Raw genomic sequence first — 15,257 nt, forward strand, 5'->3', positions numbered from 1 at the left:
GGCGATGGACGGCACGCCACGGAACGGCCCGCCCCTGCCCTGCACTCCCCTGACGGCCCCGCAGGCCCGCTTGATTGCCGAGGCCTTCCGCCCGGCGCAGGCCTGGGGCAGCCGCCGCGACTACTACTACACCCGTGGCAAGCTCGGCAGCGATCCGCTGTACGACGGCGTGCTGCAGCATCTGCCTGACGATGGGCAGCCGGTGCTGGACCTGGGCTGCGGGCTGGGCCTGTTCGCCCATGTACTGCGCCAGCGCGGCGGTACCCAGCGCTACCTTGGCGTGGACGTGGATGCCGGCAAGATCACCCGCGCGCAGCGTGCTGCCGCCGACCTGCATGACGTGCGCTTCGATTGCGTGGATGTGCAGGCGCCGCTGCCGGCGCAGGCCGGGCACGTCCTGCTGCTGGACGTGCTGCAGTACCTGGACGCGGGCCCACAGCAGGCACTCCTGCACGCGGCCAGCGCGCAGGTGGCCCGCGGCGGCTGCCTGCTGCTGCGCACGCCGCTGGCCACCGGCGATGGCCGCGACCGCACCACGCGGGTGGCGGACCGGCTGGCCTGGCTGATCGGCTGGATGGGCACGCGACCGCGCCACTACCCCGATCCGCAGGTATTGCAGACAACGCTTGCCGAAGCTGGATTGCAGGTGACCGCACCCCGCCCGCTGCACGGGCGTACCCCCTTCAACAGCTGGCTGCTGGTGGCCAAACGCCCCGCGTTGTAGGGCCGAACCCACGCTCGGCTGTGCTGTTGCGGTAGATCCACGCCATGCGTGGATGGTCTCGCGACCACTCCTGTAGGGGCGAGCCCACGCCCGGCTGCCCCAAGCGGCCAGAAGCCTGGTTTACAGGACCGGCAGCCGCGCCTTCAGCCCCCGCTCGTCCAGCGCCTGCAGAACGCGTTCGATGATCACCCGATTGTGACCGTGGGCGGCGCCCTCATGCAGCAGCACGATGGCGCCGGGTTGCAGGTCAGGCAACAGCCGCGACAGCACGCCCTCCGGCGTGCAGCCGACGCCGTCGTAGCCCCGGGCACTCCAGCCCACGCGCACCAGGCCCAGCGCCTTCAACACCGGTGCCACGAACGGATTGGTCATGCCCACCACCGAGCGGTACCAGCGCACTGGATGCCCGCTCAGGGCCTGCAGTGCATGCTGGCAGCCCTCGATCTCCGCCCGCATCGCCGCCGGGCCCAGACGCCAGAAGCGCGCCTGTGGGTGGCTGTGGCTGTGGTTGCCCAGGTCGTGGCCGCGGCGCAGGATCTCCTGCACCAGTTCCGGCTGTGCCAGCGCACGTTCCCCCACCAGGAAGAAGGTGGCCCGCGCCTGGTGGCGGTCCAGCAGGTCGAGCACGGCGCGGGTTTCCGGGCCGGGGCCGTCATCGATCGTCAGCCAGACGCTGTTGCCGGCCTCTGGCAACCGGCTCAGCACCGGTGCGTAGAAGCGGCTGTTGGGCAGGAATATCGGCACCATGAACAGCGCGTGGCTGGCCACCATCAGCGGCAGGCCCCAGTGCCAGCCTGCCAGTACCCATACCAGGATCACGGCCAACTGCGACGCCACCAGCCAGGGCAGCCAGCGCCAGGGCCGGGTCGGGATGCGATGCAATGTTCCTGCGTTGCTCATCCCCCATGATGCCATGAGGGGTAGAATTGATGATTCGAATTCCCGGAAACCCGACGTCCATGTCCCTCGATCCCGCCCTGCGTTCGCGCATCGAATCCATCCTCAACGCCAACCGCGTCGTGCTGTTCATGAAGGGCCAGCCGTCGATGCCGCAGTGCGGTTTCTCGGCCAAGGCCGTGGGCGCCCTGCAGGACCTCGGCGTCGAGTTCGCCCACGTCAACGTGCTGGCCGACCAGGAAATCCGTGAAGGTATCAAGGCCTACGGCGACTGGCCGACCATCCCGCAGCTGTACATCGACGGCGAACTGGTCGGTGGCAGCGACATCGTGCTGCAGATGGCCGCCAGCGGCGAGCTGAGCAGCGTGCTGGGCCTGGCCGCACCGGACCGCACCCCGCCGAGCATCACCGTCACCCCGGCCGCCGTGGAAATGCTCAAGGGCGCGCTGGCCGACGCTCCGGGCGCTGCCCTGCAGCTGAGCATCGACGCCGGCTTCCAGCCGAACTTCCAGCTGGCTCCGCACGACGAAGGCGCGATCGCTGCCGAGTCCAACGGCCTGCGCGTGCAGTTCGACCTGGCCAGCGCGCGTCGCGCTAACGGCATCACCATCGACTGGGTGGACGACATCCGCGGCAAGGGCCTGGCCATCGACAATCCGAACGCACCCAAGCCGGTGCAGGAAATCAGCGTGCGTGATGCCGATGACCTGGTGCGTGCCGGCAACATCACCCTGGTGGACGTGCGCCCGGCCGAGGAGCGCGAGATCGCTGCCGTGGGCGTGCCGTTCAAGAGCTTCGACGGCAACGGCCGTGCGGAGCTGGAGGCCCTGCCCAAGGACACCGCACTGGCGTTCATGTGCCACCACGGCGGCCGCAGCGCACAGGCTGCCGAGCAGTTCCGTGCACTGGGCTTCACCAAGGTGTTCAACGTCACCGGCGGCATCAACGCCTGGTCGGAAGAAGTGGACAACGGCGTGCCGAAGTACTGATCGGCACTGAAAAAGGGGACGGAGGGGATTAAGTCGTTTATGGCACAAACGACTTAATCCCCTCCGTCCCCTTTTTCTTAGCCGGCGAACCCGCCTTCGGCCAGGTAATCCAGCTCTTCCGCCGTGGGGAAGCGACCGAGCACGGCATTGCGATGCGGGAAACGACCGAAGCGGCGGATGATGTCGCGGTGCAGTTCGGCGTACTGCAGGTATTCCTTGTCACCCAGCACGTCGAACATCGCCACCGAGCGGTCCTGGTCCAGCGGATCCTCGGAGTGCTCGAACGGCAGGTAGATGAAGGCGCGCAGCTTCGGCACCAGCTGCAGGTCCAGGCCTTCCTCGATGGCGCGCATGGCGTAATGCCGGGCCAGGCCATCGGTGGCGTAGGAATGGGCAGTACCCCGGAAGCAGTTGCGCGGGAACTGGTCGAGCAGCAGCATCAGGGCCAGCGCCCCTTCGGCACTGCCCAGCCAATGTTCGCGCGCGCGCGAAGCGGCGGCGAAATGCTCATCCAGAAACAACTGGCGGAACTGCGCGTCGAACGCGTCGTCGCGGGCGAACCACTTCGCAGGGCCCGCCTCCTTCCAGAATTCCACCACTTGCGCGGCAACGTCCATCACCTACTCCCCAGGGCCGGCGCGCCGCGCCAGGCCATCATCATCATTCGTCGAAGCGCAGGTGGCGGACCGACTTGCCGTTGCGCCGGATAAGCTTAAGCGCCTCGATACCGATCTGGATATGGTTTTCCACGAACTGGGAGCTGACCTTGGCATCGGAGGCTTCGGTCTTGACCCCATCGGGGATCATCGGCTGGTCCGACACCAGCAGCAGCGCACCGCTGGGGATGTGGTTGGCGAAGCCGGCGGCGAACACGGTGGCGGTTTCCATGTCGATGGCCATGCAGCGCATCGCCCGCAGCCGCTCCTTGAAGGCCTCGTCGTGTTCCCAGACCCGGCGGTTGGTGGTGTAGACGGTACCGGTCCAGTAGTCGTGGCCGAGGTCGCGGATCATGGTCGAGACCGCACGCTGCAGCGCGAACGCCGGCAACGCCGGCACTTCCGGCGGCAGGTAGTCACCCGAGGTACCCTCACCACGGATCGCAGCGATCGGCAGCACCAGGTCGCCCAGCTGGTTCTTGCGCTTGAGGCCGCCGCACTTGCCCAGGAACAGCACCGCCTTGGGCATCACCGCCGACAGCAGGTCCATGATGATCGCGGCATTGGGGCTGCCCATGCCGAAGTTGATCATGGTGATGCCGTCGATCGTGGCGCTTGCCATCGGCCGGTCCAGGCCGATGACCGGCGCACCGGTCAGCTCGGAAAAGGTATGCAGGTAGCCGCCGAAGTTGGTCAGCAGGATGTGCTGGCCGAACTGGTCCAGAGGCACGCCGGTATACCGGGGCAGCCAGTTGTCGACGATTTCCTGCTTGCTTTTCATGGGCGGTCCGGTACGGCGGGGGACCGGGTATTTTCGGCCACCCGGCCGGTGCAGTCGAGCCGCCGTCGACCGTCCTGTGAAGAAGGTCACTTGGCAAGCCCGCCGCCACCGGGCTAGCGTCGGCGGTTGGACCAGGTTGCAAGGGGAACTGCATGGCATCGACGTTGTTGCGCGCCGGGGTGGTCCTGGCGCTGCTTTCATTGAGTACGGCTCCGGCGGTGGGCGCCTCGCGCTTTGTCGCCGATCCCTACCCCAGCACCTACCAGGCCCATCCCGATGCGCCGGTACTGATCCACAACGCCACCGTGCTGACCGGTACCGGCCTGCGCCTGGACAACGCCGATGTGCTGCTGCGCGACGGCCGCATCGTTGCCGTCGGCCGCCAGCTGCAGGCCGATGCCGGCGTCACCCGCATTGATGCACAGGGCAAGTGGGTCACTCCGGGCCTGATCGACGTGCATTCGCACCTGGGCGTGTATCCCAGCCCGGGTGTCGGTGCGCACAGCGACGGCAACGAGATGACCGCACCGGTCACCGCCAACGTCTGGGCCGAACACTCGGTGTGGCCGCAGGACCCGGGCTTCGCCACCGCGCTGGCCGGCGGCGTGACCAGCATGCAGGTGCTGCCGGGCTCGGCCAACCTTGTCGGTGGCCGCGGCGTGACGCTGAAGAACGTCCCGGCCATCACCTACCAGGCGATGAAGTTCCCCGGTGCGCCGTGGGGCCTGAAAATGGCCTGCGGCGAGAACCCCAAGCGGGTCTATGGCGAGGGCAAGGGCGTGACCCCGGCCACGCGCATGGGCAACGTGGCCGGCTATCGTGCCGCCTTCATCGATGCCGCCGACTACATCGCCAAGAACAAGCCCAAGCCGGCCAAGCGCAAGAGCTGGTTCGGCAGCGACAAGGGCGACAGCGCCGGTGATGCCGGCGGCAAGCGCGATCTCAAGCTGGACACGCTGGCCGGCGCGATCGAAGGCGACATCCGCGTGCACATCCACTGCTACCGCGCCGACGAGATGGCCACCATGCTCGATCTGGCCAAGGAATTCGGCTTCAAGGTAGCCGCCTTCCACCACGGCGTGGAGGCCTACAAGCTGGCCGACAGGCTGGCCGCCGACGGCGTCTGCGGTGCGCTGTGGGCCGACTGGTGGGGCTTCAAGATGGAAGCCTTCGACGGCATTCCGGAGAACATCGCGCTGGTCGACCGGCCGAAGAACAGCTGCGCCATCGTCCACTCCGATTCACCCGAGGGCATCCAGCGCCTGAACCAGGAAGCAGCCAAGGTGATGGCGTCCGCACGCCGCGCGCGCATGCCGGAGATCACGCCCGAACACGCCATCACCTGGATGACCGCCAACGCCGCCAAGGCGCTGGGCATTGAAGGCCAGACCGGCACCCTGGAGGCCGGCAAGATGGCCGACGTGGTGGTCTGGAACGGCAACCCCTTCAGTTCGTATGCGCTGGCCGAGCAGGTCTTCATTGATGGCCGCAGGTTGTACGACCGCAGTGCACCGGCAGCGACGCCGCGTTCTGATTTCCAGCTTGGCCAGGAGGTGCGTTGATGATGGTGCTCAAGCAGTTGGCGCAGTCTGCCGCGAAGGGCAGCCGAGCATGGTTCGGCGCTACTGTCATGGTGCTGGCCTGCATCTCCGCATCCGCACAGGCACAGGACCTGCTGGTGCGCAACGCAACGGTGCACACGGCCAGCGCACGCGGCAGCCTGCACAACGCCGATGTGCTGGTCCAGGGTGGCATCATCCGCGCGGTCGGCCCCGGCCTGTCCGCGCCGGCCGGGGTGACCGTGGTCGAAGCCAATGGCAGGCCGCTGACCCCGGCCCTGTTCGGTGGCATCACCGAAACCGGCATCGAAGAGGTCTCGGGTGAATCGAGCACGGTGGACAGTTCGTTGAAGCTCGGTGAGCAGCCGCTGCGCCCGGAATTCGACGTCACCCTCGCCTACAACCCGGCCTCGGTGCTGATTCCGGTCACGCGCCTGGAAGGCATCGGCTTCACTGCATTGGGAGCAGCCACTGGTGGTGGTTTCGTGGCCGGCCAGGGCGGCGTAATGCGTCTGGACGGCAGCGCCGACCCGATCGGCCCGCGTGCCCTGTTCCTGCGCATCGGCGCGGCCGCCTCCGAACTGACCGGCCATTCGCGCGCCGCGCAATGGATGCTGCTGCAACAGATGGTCGACGAAGCACGCGGCCAGGTTGCTGTGGATTCCCCGCACGCGCTGTTGACCCCGGCCGGGCGCCGTACGCTCAGTCGCTACCTGGCCGGCCAGGGCCGCATCGTGGTGGAGGTGGATCGTGCCTCGGACATCCGCCAGCTGCTGCGCTGGGCCACACGCGAGAAGGTGAAGATCGCCATTGCCGGTGCCAGCGAAGCCTGGCAGGTCGCGCCGGAGCTGGCCGCTGCGCACGTGCCGGTATTCGTCGACGTGCTGGCCAACCTGCCGGCCAGCTTCGATCAGCTCGGTGCCACCCTGGAAAACGCCGCGCGCCTGCAGCGTGCCGGCGTGGCGGTTTCTTTCGTGCAGCGCGGCGACGCCACCCACAATGCGCGCAAGATGCGCCAGCTGGCTGGCAATGCAGTGGCCAACGGCCTGCCCTGGGCTGACGGTCTGGCCGGGCTGACCCGGGTACCCGCACAGGCGTTCGGCGTGGCCGACCAGATCGGCAGCATCGAGCCCGGCAAGCGCGCCGACCTGGTGCTGTGGGAAGGCGACCCGCTGGACGTGGCGCACTATGCCGAACAGGTCTGGCTGGGCGGCCGTGCGATGCCGATGCGCTCGCGCCAGACCGACCTGCGTGATCGCTACCTGCAGCGCAATGCGCAGCCCTGACCGCATTGAAGGACACCACCATGGCCACCCTGCGCTGGTACTTCGACTTCGTCTCGCCCTACTCCTACCTGCACTGGCAGAAGCTGAAACAGTTGCCGCAGTTCGCGCAGATCCAGACCGTGCCGATCGCCTTCGGCGCGGTGCTGCATCACCTGGGCAATCTCGGGCCGGCCGAGATTCCGGCCAAGCGCCGTTTCATCTACCGCCAGCTGCAATGGACCGCGCAGGCCGAGGGCACGCCGATGCGCTTCCCGCCCGGCCATCCGTTCAATCCGTTGTCGGCGCTACGCCTGTGCCTGGCCGCCGGAGCCAGCGCACAGGCGGTGGACGTGCTGTTCGACTGGATCTGGCGCGACGGCCATGCCGGTGACAGCGCCGAAGCCCTGCGCGAACCAGGTGCGCAGCTGGGCATCGAGGATGTCGCCAGCGCCATCGCCGCCCCGGCGGTCAAGGAACAGTTGCGGCGCAACACCGAGGCCGCAATCGGCGCCGGGGTGTTCGGGGTCCCAACCCTGGCCATCGACCAGGAACTGTTCTGGGGCAACGACGCCCATCCGCTGATGGCGGCCGTGCTGGCCGATCCTGCCCTGCTGCAGCAGCCCGAATGGCAACGCCTGGACAGCCTGCCGGTGGCGGTGCAGCGCGATCGCTGAACAGGGGTGGCGCGTTTCCCTCGGGCGCGGGCTCTGGTTTTGAGATAGATTTCACGTTTCCGAACCTACAACCGCCCTGGAGGGGGAGCCGCGGATGCGCATCGGAATCGTCGTCGACTCGGCCTGCGACCTGCCGCAGGACTTCATTGCCGAGCACAACATCGTGCTGCTGCCGATCACCGTCCGCATCGGCGAAGCCGTGCTGGCCGATCACCGCGATGAGCAGGCCACGCTGAGCTTCCTGCACGCGCACGTGGCCGAACACGGCGCCGAGGCGGAAACCATTCCCTTCAGTGTCAACCAGATCCGCGACCTGTTCCTGCAGCAGCTGGTGATCGATTACGACCACGTGTTCTGCATGACCATCACCAAGACCCGCAGCCCGATCCACGACAACGCACTGCAGGCCAGCTTCGCCATCCTCAACGACTACAAGCCGGTGCGCCAGGCGGCAGGCTACAACTCACCGTTCGCGCTGCGCGTGCTCGATACCCAGAACCTGTTCGCCGCGCAGGCGGTTACGGCGGTGGAAGCCGTGCGCCTGCGCGAGAGCAACGCCAGCGTGCAGCAGATCCGCGAGCGGCTGGAGGAACTGGCCGGCAACGTGCACGGCTACATGGTCACCCGTGACCTGTACTACATGCGTGCGCGCGCACGGCACAAGGGCGACCGCAGTGTCGGCCTGCTCAGTGCGGCGCTGGGCAGCGCGCTGGACATCAAGCCGGTGCTGCACGGCTACCGCGGCGAAACCGGGCCGGTAGCCAAGATCAAGGGCTTCGACAATGCCGTGCAGAAGCTGTTCGCGGTGGTCGGCCAGCGCGTACGTGCCGGACTGATGACGCCGACGGTGTGCGTCAGCTACGGCGGAGAACTGGACGAGCTGCGTGCCCTGCCCGGCTACGCACAGCTGAAAGAGGTCTGCGCCACCCATGGCGTGACCGTGTACGAATCGGTGATGAGCCTGACCGGCATGGTCAACGTCGGCAAGGGCGCGGTCACCGTAGGCTTCGCCGATGGGCCGCATCGGTTCGAATGAGCGCTGGCCACGGCCGGAATCTGCACATCGATTCCACTGCGGTTGTGCCAGTCTTGCCGCACTTCAAGGAGAACTCCATGCCTGCGCAGTACCACATCAGCCTGCCCGACCCGTCCAAGGCCCGTGGCAATGACCCTGACCTGTCCTTCCACTCGCAGGGCGCCGCCGGTTTCGCCGAAGAGCTGCAGGACGCCCTGCGCAGCGGCACGCTGTTCGAGCGCTGGAAGGCCAAGCAGCCCGACCCGGACGCGGTGGAACCGCAGTGGGGCGTGACCGATCCGGAGGCCACCGTGACCGGCGAGCAGAAGGACCTGCGCATCAACCTGGTCGCCACCACCCGCATCGACAGCGACGTGTTCAAGCAGCGCCTGCGCCTGCTGGCCGGCAGCCACTGGGAACTGCGCGACGTGCGTTGAGGCCCTGCCCTGGTAGGTAGTGCCGGCCGCTGGCCGGCATCCGCAACATCCATGAAGGTGCCGGCCAGCGGCCGGCACTACCAGCCTCCACCCAGCGCGCGGTACAGCTCTACACGCGCGATCGCGGCGGTGGCCTGGCTGTTGGCCAGCGCGGCCTGGTTGTCCAGTGCGATGCGCTGGGTGGTCAGCACGTCCAGCATGTCGACCACGCCGGCCTGGTACTGCCGGCGCGCCGCCCCCAGTGCCGTCTCGCTCTCATCCACTGCCACGTGCAGCTGCACCGTGCGCTGCTGCTCGGCACTGTAGCCATCCATGGCGTCATCCACTTCGTGCCATGCCTGCAGCACGGTACGGCGGAACTGCAGGGCAGACTGTTGCTGCTGCAGCCTGCTCAGCGCGAGATTGGCCTTCAGCCGTCCGCCCTGGAAGATCGGCAGGCTGATCGACGGACCGATGCTGAAACGGTGCGCGTTCCAGCCATCCAGATCATCCAGCTGCTTGGCCTGGAAGCCGGCGTCGCCATTCAAGGTGATGCGCGGCAGGAAACTGGCCTTGGCCACGCCGATGCCTGCCGTTGCCGCATGCAGTGCCGCTTCGGCACGACGGATGTCCGGGCGACGCTCGGCCAGTTCACTGGGCAGCCCCATCGCTACGGCCGGCAACGCCGGCCAGTCACGGCGTGCATCCTGCAGCTGCGCGTCCAGCGCCTGCGGCGGCTGCGCCAGCAGGAACGCCAGCGCATTGCGCAGCTGCGATTCGCGATGCCGCAACGGCGCGATGCGTGCCTGCAGCGATGCCACCTGCGCGGCCGCGCTGGACACCTGCAGCGTGCTGGCCACACCCTGGCGTTGGCGTGCTTCGGTCAGGCGTTTGATGTCGTGGGCGATGCTGAGGTTGTCCTCGGTGATCGCCAGCAGCTGCCGCGTCGCGCGCAGCTGCAGATAATCACGCGCGGTTTCCGCCAGCAGCGCGATGCGCGCTGCATGTGCATCCTCCTCGGCCATCTGCACGCGCGCTTCGGCCGCTTCCACCTGGCGCCGCACGCGGCCCCACAGGTCCAGTTCCCAGCTCAGGCCGATACCGGCCTGGAACAGCCCGTAGTCATCACGGCCGCCGTTGCCGGACGGATCATTCAGGCCCACCTCGCTGTTGCGTGCACGCACGCCACTGGCGCTCGCGCTGACGCTGGGCAGGCGATCGGCGCCGGTGATGCCGCGTGCAGCACGGCTCTGCTGCACGCGGTTGGCCGCCAGCTGCAGGTCCAGGTTGGCCGCCAGCACCTGGTTGGCCAGCTGCCCCAGCAGCGGATCGTCGAAACCGGCCCACCAGGCCGCGTCCTGGTCGATGGCGTTGCCGGCGACGGCCTCACCCTGCCAGTGGCTGGGCAGTTCCGCCTGCGGGCGTACGAAGTCCGGACCCATCGTGCAGGCAGCCAGGGCCGTGCAGAGGCTGGTCGCAACGAAGGTGCGGAACACGGTGACTGCGCTCATGCGCCCTCCCCGCTCTTGTGGCCCGGACTGTGCTGCACGCTCTGCGCGCGCGCGCGGCTGCCCAGGTCAACGCTGGCTTCCACCGACATGCCGGCACGCAGCTGGTCCAGCAGCGGCTGGCCCGGCTCCAGCACGATCTTCACCGGAATGCGCTGCACCACCTTGGTGAAGTTGCCGGTGGCGTTCTCTGGTGCGACGGCAGCAAAGGTGACGCCGGTGGCTGGTGCAATGCTGTCGATGTGCCCGCGCAGCGGCTTGCCCGGGAATACGTCCACCTTCAGTTCGACCTGCTGGCCGGCCTGCATGCGGGTCATCTGCGTTTCCTGGAAGTTGGCGACCACGAAGGCGCGCTTCAGCGGTACCACCGCAGCCACCGGCGTACCCGGCGTCAGGTAGGCACCCACGCGCACTGCGCGGCGACCGACCATGCCATCGATCGGTGCGCGCAGCACGGTGTGCGACAGATCCAGTTCGGCGCGTGCCTGCGCGGCTTCCGCACGCTGCACCGCCGCCTGTGCAGCCTGCACGCCCGCGCTGAGGATGTCGGTGCGCTGACGTGCGGTCGACAGCGCGGCCTGGCCCTGCTGCAGATGCGCACTGGCCACGGCCTGCTTCGACTGCGCCTGCTGCGCGTTCTGCACGGTACCGGCGCCGTCACGGGCCAGTTCGCGGTAACGCTGCTGGTCGGCACTGGCCAGGGTCAGTTCGGAACGGCTGACATCGACACTGGCCCTGGCCTGCGCGATCAACGAGTCCTGCTGGGCCAGTGCGGCCTGCGCATTGGCCAGCTGTGCACGGGCATTGGCGAGGTCGGCACGGGCCGCCTGCAGGGCGACCTGGTAGTCGCGGTCGTCGATGCGGGCCAGCACATCACCGGCCTTCACCGACTGGTTGTCCTCGACTTCCACGGCACTGACGAAGCCGGGAATCTTCGGCGCTACCAGGGTGTAGTCGGCCACCACGTACGCATTGTTGGTGGTCTGGTGGCCGCCATCGCGCAGCAGCAGCCACGCGCCGACGGCCAGGGCCAGCACGCCCAGGCCCAGGCCGGTGTTGAGGGTGGTTCGATTGATCGTCATGAGGGGGTTCCTGCGAAAGGTTCAGGCCACGGCACGTGGCGGATGGATGCGGGTGGGCATCCAGGCAATGAGGGGAATGAAGGCCAGCGCCACCAGTGCGACCACCCAGTACAGGTCGGCCGAAGTCAGCGCCTGTACCTGTGCATGCAGGCGCGCGCCCAGCTGCGGGCCATCGGCCAGCCACGGTTGCTCGCCAAGGCGGTCGACCAGCACGGTGGAATGGAAATGACGGCGGCCCTGGGCGACGGCATCCAGCACGCCACCGGCGAGCACGGCAGCGAAGCCCTTGACCGTGTTGAACCAGGCCGAGGCGAACGGGCCGTCCTGCGGCGCCAGGCCGCCGGTGGCCAGCATCAGCAGCGGCAGCACCGCCATCGGTTGCGCGAACACCTGCAGCAGCTGCACCCACAGGAAGTTGTCGCGGATCCAGGCCACGTCCAGGTGCGAGCCCAGCCAGCAGGCCAGCGCCAGCATCGCCAGGCCCGTGGCCTGCACCCAGCGGCAGTCCACCGCGCGGATGTTCAGCAGCGCCGCCACCAGCGGCAGCGCGATCACCTGCGGCAGCGCCACCCACAGCAGCATCGGTGCGGTCTGCAGCGGCCGGTAGCCCTGCACGCTGGCCAGGAACCCGGACGGGATCGAGATCACTGCCAGCAGCACGAACAGCACGCCGCCCAGCGTCACCAGCGAGTAGCTGAGATTGCGGTTGGCCAGCAGCTGCAGCTTGAAGAACGGCAGCGGATGGAACCATTCATTGATCATGAACAGCACCATCAGGCCGGCACCGCCACCGATCATCAGCGTGATCATCGGCGAGTCGAACCAGTTCAGCCGCGGGCCCTGCACCAGGCCCAGCACCAGCAGCACCAGCGCCGGCAGGCCCAGCAGCAGGCCGACGCCATCGAACTGGGCAAAACGCTCCAGCCGCAGCGGGTCCTGCGGCAGGCCCCAGCCGACCATCGCCATGGCGGCCAGGCAGTACGGCACGATCTGCCAGAACGCCCAGTGCCAGCCCACCTGCTCGACCCAGAACGCGGCCAGCGGCGTGCCCATGCTTGGGCCGAACGTCGCCGTCAGCGCGTAGCCGGCCAGGCCGTACAGCTTGATGCCCGGGGGCAGGAAGCGCAGCGCCACGCTCATCAGCAGCGGCGGCAGCGCGCCACCGCACAGACCCTGCAGCGCGCGCAGCAGCAGGAACACCTGCAGGTTCGGGGCAAGCGGGCACAGCACGCCCAGCACCATGAAGCCACCGATCATCGCCAATGCGAAGCGGCGCAGCGAGAAGGTGGCGGCACACCACGGTGCGAAGGCCATCGCGCTGACCGACATCGCGCTGTAGAGGGCGACGACCCAGCTGCCGTCGTCGACGCTGAAACCCATCGCGCCACGGATGTCGGCCAGGGCGACCTTGGTGATGTTCTCGTTGAAGCCCGACACCAGCACCGCCAGCAGCACGCCACACAGGCCGACCAGAATGCGGCGATCGAGCCCGGGGGCGGCGGCAGGACGGGGCGCTGCGGCGGCCGGGACAGCGGCGGCCGGCGTACTCATCGCCGGGCACCTATCCGTGCAGTGCACGGCATGTTGGGGGTCATTGGAATGCGCTCAGTGAAACTCCGGGGAGCGCAGTCTAGGGAGCCGGTACCCTGCGAAAAATGGCGCAACCCGCATCCCAGGCGTGCGCCAGGCGCACGCCTGCAGATGTCAGCGCGGGGCCTCCCCTGCGCTTTCGCACATGGTCTTGATCGAGCGCCGCAGCCACTGGTGGGCGGCGTCGTTGTCCAGGCGTGGATGCCAGGCCTGCACGATGGCGGCGGTCCGCACCGGGATCGGCAGCGGGAACAGGCGCAGCGGCAGGCGCATGCTGACGATCCGCTCCAGCATCACGCTCGGCATCTGCGGCAGGATCAGGTCCGATTCGGCCGCCGCGAAGATCGCGCCGTGGAAGGTCGGGCTGATCAGCGCCACCCGCCGCTGCAGGTCCAGCGCGGCCAGATCATCGTCGATCGGACCACGCGGCAGGCCGCGGCGCGACACCGCGATGTGGTCGCAGGCGGCAAAACGCTCGGCGCTGATCTCCTCATCGAACAACGGATGATCTTCGCGCGCGGCGCCCATGAACGAGGTACTGAACAGGTTCTGCACCTTGGTATCGGGCGCATGCTTGCCGGCCGTGCTGATGTACAGGTCGATCCGGCCCTGCGCCATCGCATCGTCGTCGGTATCGCCTTCGGGCACGAAGCGCAGCACTGCGCGCGGCGCCTGCTGGCGGAACAGCTCGCGCAGGCGTCCGCCGAAACCACCGACGAACACATCATTGGCACGCACGCTGAAGGTCTGCTCGAGCACGCGCATGTCTACTTCGCGACCGGCGTTGAAGACGCGGTGGGCCTGCTCGATCACATCGCGGACCTGCTCGCGCAGCTGCAGGGCGCGGGGCGTGGGCGCCAGACCGCGGCCGGCACGAACCAGCACCGGGTCGCCCAGCGCGGTGCGGACCCGGCCCAGGGTACGGCTCATCGCCGGCGCGCTCAGGTTCATCCGGCGCGCGGCGGCGGCCACGCTGCATTCGTCAATCAGCACGTCCAGTGCCAGCAACAGGTTCAGGTCCGGCAGGGGCATGAGAGTCTCCAGTAAATCAGATGACTTTACGGCACTTGCAACCACGGTGGATTGCGTTCGACGCATTCATTGACTGCCGCGCACGGCATGGGTGCGCGCGGTGACATCGGCGACCATCCCCGGCCTGCCAAGGAGACATCCATGTTCAATACCCTGCTGGTCGCCCTGGATGGTAGCCCCCAGCACGCACGCGTGCTGGACCTGGCCGCCGCCATCGCCGGCCCCCACAGCCGCCTGCACCTGCTGTGCGTGCTCGACCCCGAATTCGCGCTGGCGGCCGATGCCAGCGAAGCCGACCGCATCGAGTACCCGGAAGCCGCCCGCCAGCGCTCGCGGGCCGAAGCGGTGCTGGCCGAAGCCCTGGCCGAGCTGTGCGAACGCGGCGTCGACGCCATCGCGCAGATTCCCTCCGGCGACCCGGGCGAAGTGATCAGCGAGCAGGCCCGGCGCCTGAAGTGCGACCTGATCGTCATCGGCCACCGCCACCTGTCCCGGCTGGAACGCCTGTTCGAACCCTCGATCGGGCAATGGACCATCGACCACGCGCCCTGTCCGGTGCTGGTGGAAACCCGCGACCCACAGCCCTAGCCACCATGGCCTCCCGTTCCCCGTTGTTTCCCACCCGGGTCAACTACCGCGCCTTCGGTCGACAGTTCGGCCGCGGCGAACAGGCGCTGCTGGGCGCGATACGGCAGTTGCGCGACCCCGATCTGCAGGCCGATGGCCTTGCCCAGCTGAGCGGACTCGGGCTTGGCCAGGAGGGATGCGACGCCTTCATCGGCCTGCTGCCCCTGCTGGCCACCCCCGCCGCTCCGATCGATCTGCTGCCGGCCGGCTCTCCCTTCATTGCCGCCAGCGAGCTGGACCTGCTGGTCTGCCTGCTGCGCATCGCACAATGGCGGCATGCGCGGCCCCGCGAAGACGACACGCTGGCACCGTTGCGCCGTCAACTGGCACGCTGTGCGATGGCCGTGCAGGCGGCAAACCTGCCGTTGCGGCAGCGCTCGTTGTCACCGGTCGGGCTGAGGCTGCTCGATCCGACCGGCTGGTTGCGGCAGCGATAAGCCGT

General features: G+C 68.2%; 16 protein-coding genes. 9 read left to right on the forward strand and 7 right to left on the reverse strand.

All coding sequences use genetic code 11. From position 1 onward, the window contains the following. Window positions 1–4: 4 nt before the first annotated feature. Window positions 5–724: a class I SAM-dependent methyltransferase gene (locus H4O10_RS13785; RefSeq protein WP_049453361.1), complete on the forward strand. Its 720-nt coding sequence runs from the start codon at window positions 5–7 to the stop codon at window positions 722–724. Window positions 725–844: 120 nt separating this feature from the next. On the opposite strand, the gene H4O10_RS13790 is transcribed toward H4O10_RS13785, so the two are convergent. Continuing rightward, window positions 845–1,624: a polysaccharide deacetylase family protein gene (locus H4O10_RS13790; protein WP_033835208.1), complete on the reverse strand. Its 780-nt coding sequence runs from the start codon at window positions 1,622–1,624 to the stop codon at window positions 845–847. A 59-nt stretch (window positions 1,625–1,683) separates the two neighbouring features. On the opposite strand from H4O10_RS13790, the gene grxD reads away from it, so the two are divergent. Next, window positions 1,684–2,610: a Grx4 family monothiol glutaredoxin gene (gene grxD / locus H4O10_RS13795; RefSeq protein ID WP_033835209.1), complete on the forward strand. Its 927-nt coding sequence runs from the start codon at window positions 1,684–1,686 to the stop codon at window positions 2,608–2,610. A gap of 77 nt (window positions 2,611–2,687) precedes the next feature. Here the strand turns inward: grxD and H4O10_RS13800 are convergent, their stop codons facing one another. Then, entirely contained in the window at window positions 2,688–3,227 is a 540-nt protein-coding gene (locus H4O10_RS13800) for a DUF924 family protein (RefSeq protein WP_005410992.1), read from the reverse strand. Between the two features lie 43 nt (window positions 3,228–3,270). After that, window positions 3,271–4,047, reverse strand: coding sequence for an AMP nucleosidase (locus H4O10_RS13805; RefSeq protein WP_005414446.1), 777 nt, complete (start codon window positions 4,045–4,047; stop codon window positions 3,271–3,273). A gap of 152 nt (window positions 4,048–4,199) precedes the next feature. On the opposite strand from H4O10_RS13805, the gene H4O10_RS13810 reads away from it, so the two are divergent. The 5 genes from H4O10_RS13810 (at window position 4,200) to H4O10_RS13830 (ending at window position 8,997) form a co-directional block, all read left to right on the forward strand. Next, complete coding sequence (locus H4O10_RS13810; RefSeq protein WP_049453359.1) at window positions 4,200–5,609, forward strand: amidohydrolase; 1,410 nt, start codon at window positions 4,200–4,202, stop codon at window positions 5,607–5,609. Next, the gene (locus tag H4O10_RS13815; protein ID WP_080353449.1) at window positions 5,609–6,892 is read left to right on the forward strand and encodes an amidohydrolase family protein; all 1,284 of its coding nucleotides are present in this window, start codon (window positions 5,609–5,611) and stop codon (window positions 6,890–6,892) included. The genes H4O10_RS13810 and H4O10_RS13815 overlap by 1 nt, the downstream gene beginning before the upstream one ends. Window positions 6,893–6,912: 20 nt before the next feature. Continuing rightward, window positions 6,913–7,545, forward strand: coding sequence for a 2-hydroxychromene-2-carboxylate isomerase (locus H4O10_RS13820; RefSeq protein ID WP_049433577.1), 633 nt, complete (start codon window positions 6,913–6,915; stop codon window positions 7,543–7,545). A 94-nt stretch (window positions 7,546–7,639) separates the two neighbouring features. Next, window positions 7,640–8,581 carry a DegV family protein gene (locus tag H4O10_RS13825; RefSeq protein ID WP_005410997.1) on the forward strand — a complete coding sequence of 314 codons (942 nt, stop codon included), beginning with the start codon at window positions 7,640–7,642 and terminating at the stop codon, window positions 8,579–8,581. Between the two features lie 77 nt (window positions 8,582–8,658). Next, window positions 8,659–8,997 carry a hypothetical protein gene (locus H4O10_RS13830; protein WP_005410998.1) on the forward strand — a complete coding sequence of 113 codons (339 nt, stop codon included), beginning with the start codon at window positions 8,659–8,661 and terminating at the stop codon, window positions 8,995–8,997. Window positions 8,998–9,074: 77 nt separating this feature from the next. Here H4O10_RS13830 and H4O10_RS13835 read toward each other — a convergent pair whose 3' ends face one another. The 4 genes from H4O10_RS13835 to H4O10_RS13850 all read right to left on the reverse strand — a co-directional run bounded on the left by H4O10_RS13835 (window position 9,075) and on the right by H4O10_RS13850 (window position 14,188). Beyond that, complete coding sequence (locus tag H4O10_RS13835; RefSeq protein WP_049403547.1) at window positions 9,075–10,487, reverse strand: efflux transporter outer membrane subunit; 1,413 nt, start codon at window positions 10,485–10,487, stop codon at window positions 9,075–9,077. Continuing rightward, the gene (locus H4O10_RS13840; protein WP_012481236.1) at window positions 10,484–11,566 is read right to left on the reverse strand and encodes an HlyD family secretion protein; all 1,083 of its coding nucleotides are present in this window, start codon (window positions 11,564–11,566) and stop codon (window positions 10,484–10,486) included. Before H4O10_RS13840 ends, H4O10_RS13835 begins: the two co-directional genes overlap by 4 nt. Before the next feature lie 21 nt (window positions 11,567–11,587). Continuing rightward, window positions 11,588–13,117 (reverse strand): MFS transporter, encoded by a 1,530-nt coding sequence (locus H4O10_RS13845; RefSeq protein WP_033835214.1) that lies wholly within the window; start codon window positions 13,115–13,117, stop codon window positions 11,588–11,590. A gap of 153 nt (window positions 13,118–13,270) precedes the next feature. Then, window positions 13,271–14,188 (reverse strand): LysR family transcriptional regulator, encoded by a 918-nt coding sequence (locus H4O10_RS13850; protein WP_049453357.1) that lies wholly within the window; start codon window positions 14,186–14,188, stop codon window positions 13,271–13,273. A gap of 141 nt (window positions 14,189–14,329) precedes the next feature. Here H4O10_RS13850 and H4O10_RS13855 point away from each other — a divergent pair, with 141 nt between their 5' ends. After that, a complete protein-coding gene (locus H4O10_RS13855) occupies window positions 14,330–14,776 on the forward strand; it encodes a universal stress protein (RefSeq protein WP_049453355.1) in 447 nt (148 codons plus the stop codon). 5 nt (window positions 14,777–14,781) lie between these two features. Continuing rightward, window positions 14,782–15,252, forward strand: coding sequence for a hypothetical protein (locus H4O10_RS13860; protein WP_005411004.1), 471 nt, complete (start codon window positions 14,782–14,784; stop codon window positions 15,250–15,252). Window positions 15,253–15,257: the final 5 nt, after the last annotated feature.

It is taken from the genome of Stenotrophomonas sp. I18B00994 (assembly GCF_014145825.1).
GTDB lineage: Bacteria > Pseudomonadota > Gammaproteobacteria > Xanthomonadales > Xanthomonadaceae > Stenotrophomonas > Stenotrophomonas maltophilia.

Coding starts and splice junctions, on each gene's coding strand:
- H4O10_RS13785 (WP_049453361.1), top strand. CDS start 5: ATGGACGGCACGCCACGGAACGGCCCGCCCCTGCCCTGCACTCCCCTG.
- H4O10_RS13790 (WP_033835208.1), bottom strand. CDS start 1,624: ATGAGCAACGCAGGAACATTGCATCGCATCCCGACCCGGCCCTGGCGC.
- grxD (WP_033835209.1), top strand. CDS start 1,684: ATGTCCCTCGATCCCGCCCTGCGTTCGCGCATCGAATCCATCCTCAAC.
- H4O10_RS13800 (WP_005410992.1), bottom strand. CDS start 3,227: ATGGACGTTGCCGCGCAAGTGGTGGAATTCTGGAAGGAGGCGGGCCCT.
- H4O10_RS13805 (WP_005414446.1), bottom strand. CDS start 4,047: ATGAAAAGCAAGCAGGAAATCGTCGACAACTGGCTGCCCCGGTATACC.
- H4O10_RS13810 (WP_049453359.1), top strand. CDS start 4,200: ATGGCATCGACGTTGTTGCGCGCCGGGGTGGTCCTGGCGCTGCTTTCA.
- H4O10_RS13815 (WP_080353449.1), top strand. CDS start 5,609: ATGATGGTGCTCAAGCAGTTGGCGCAGTCTGCCGCGAAGGGCAGCCGA.
- H4O10_RS13820 (WP_049433577.1), top strand. CDS start 6,913: ATGGCCACCCTGCGCTGGTACTTCGACTTCGTCTCGCCCTACTCCTAC.
- H4O10_RS13825 (WP_005410997.1), top strand. CDS start 7,640: ATGCGCATCGGAATCGTCGTCGACTCGGCCTGCGACCTGCCGCAGGAC.
- H4O10_RS13830 (WP_005410998.1), top strand. CDS start 8,659: ATGCCTGCGCAGTACCACATCAGCCTGCCCGACCCGTCCAAGGCCCGT.
- H4O10_RS13835 (WP_049403547.1), bottom strand. CDS start 10,487: ATGAGCGCAGTCACCGTGTTCCGCACCTTCGTTGCGACCAGCCTCTGC.
- H4O10_RS13840 (WP_012481236.1), bottom strand. CDS start 11,566: ATGACGATCAATCGAACCACCCTCAACACCGGCCTGGGCCTGGGCGTG.
- H4O10_RS13845 (WP_033835214.1), bottom strand. CDS start 13,117: ATGAGTACGCCGGCCGCCGCTGTCCCGGCCGCCGCAGCGCCCCGTCCT.
- H4O10_RS13850 (WP_049453357.1), bottom strand. CDS start 14,188: ATGCCCCTGCCGGACCTGAACCTGTTGCTGGCACTGGACGTGCTGATT.
- H4O10_RS13855 (WP_049453355.1), top strand. CDS start 14,330: ATGTTCAATACCCTGCTGGTCGCCCTGGATGGTAGCCCCCAGCACGCA.
- H4O10_RS13860 (WP_005411004.1), top strand. CDS start 14,782: ATGGCCTCCCGTTCCCCGTTGTTTCCCACCCGGGTCAACTACCGCGCC.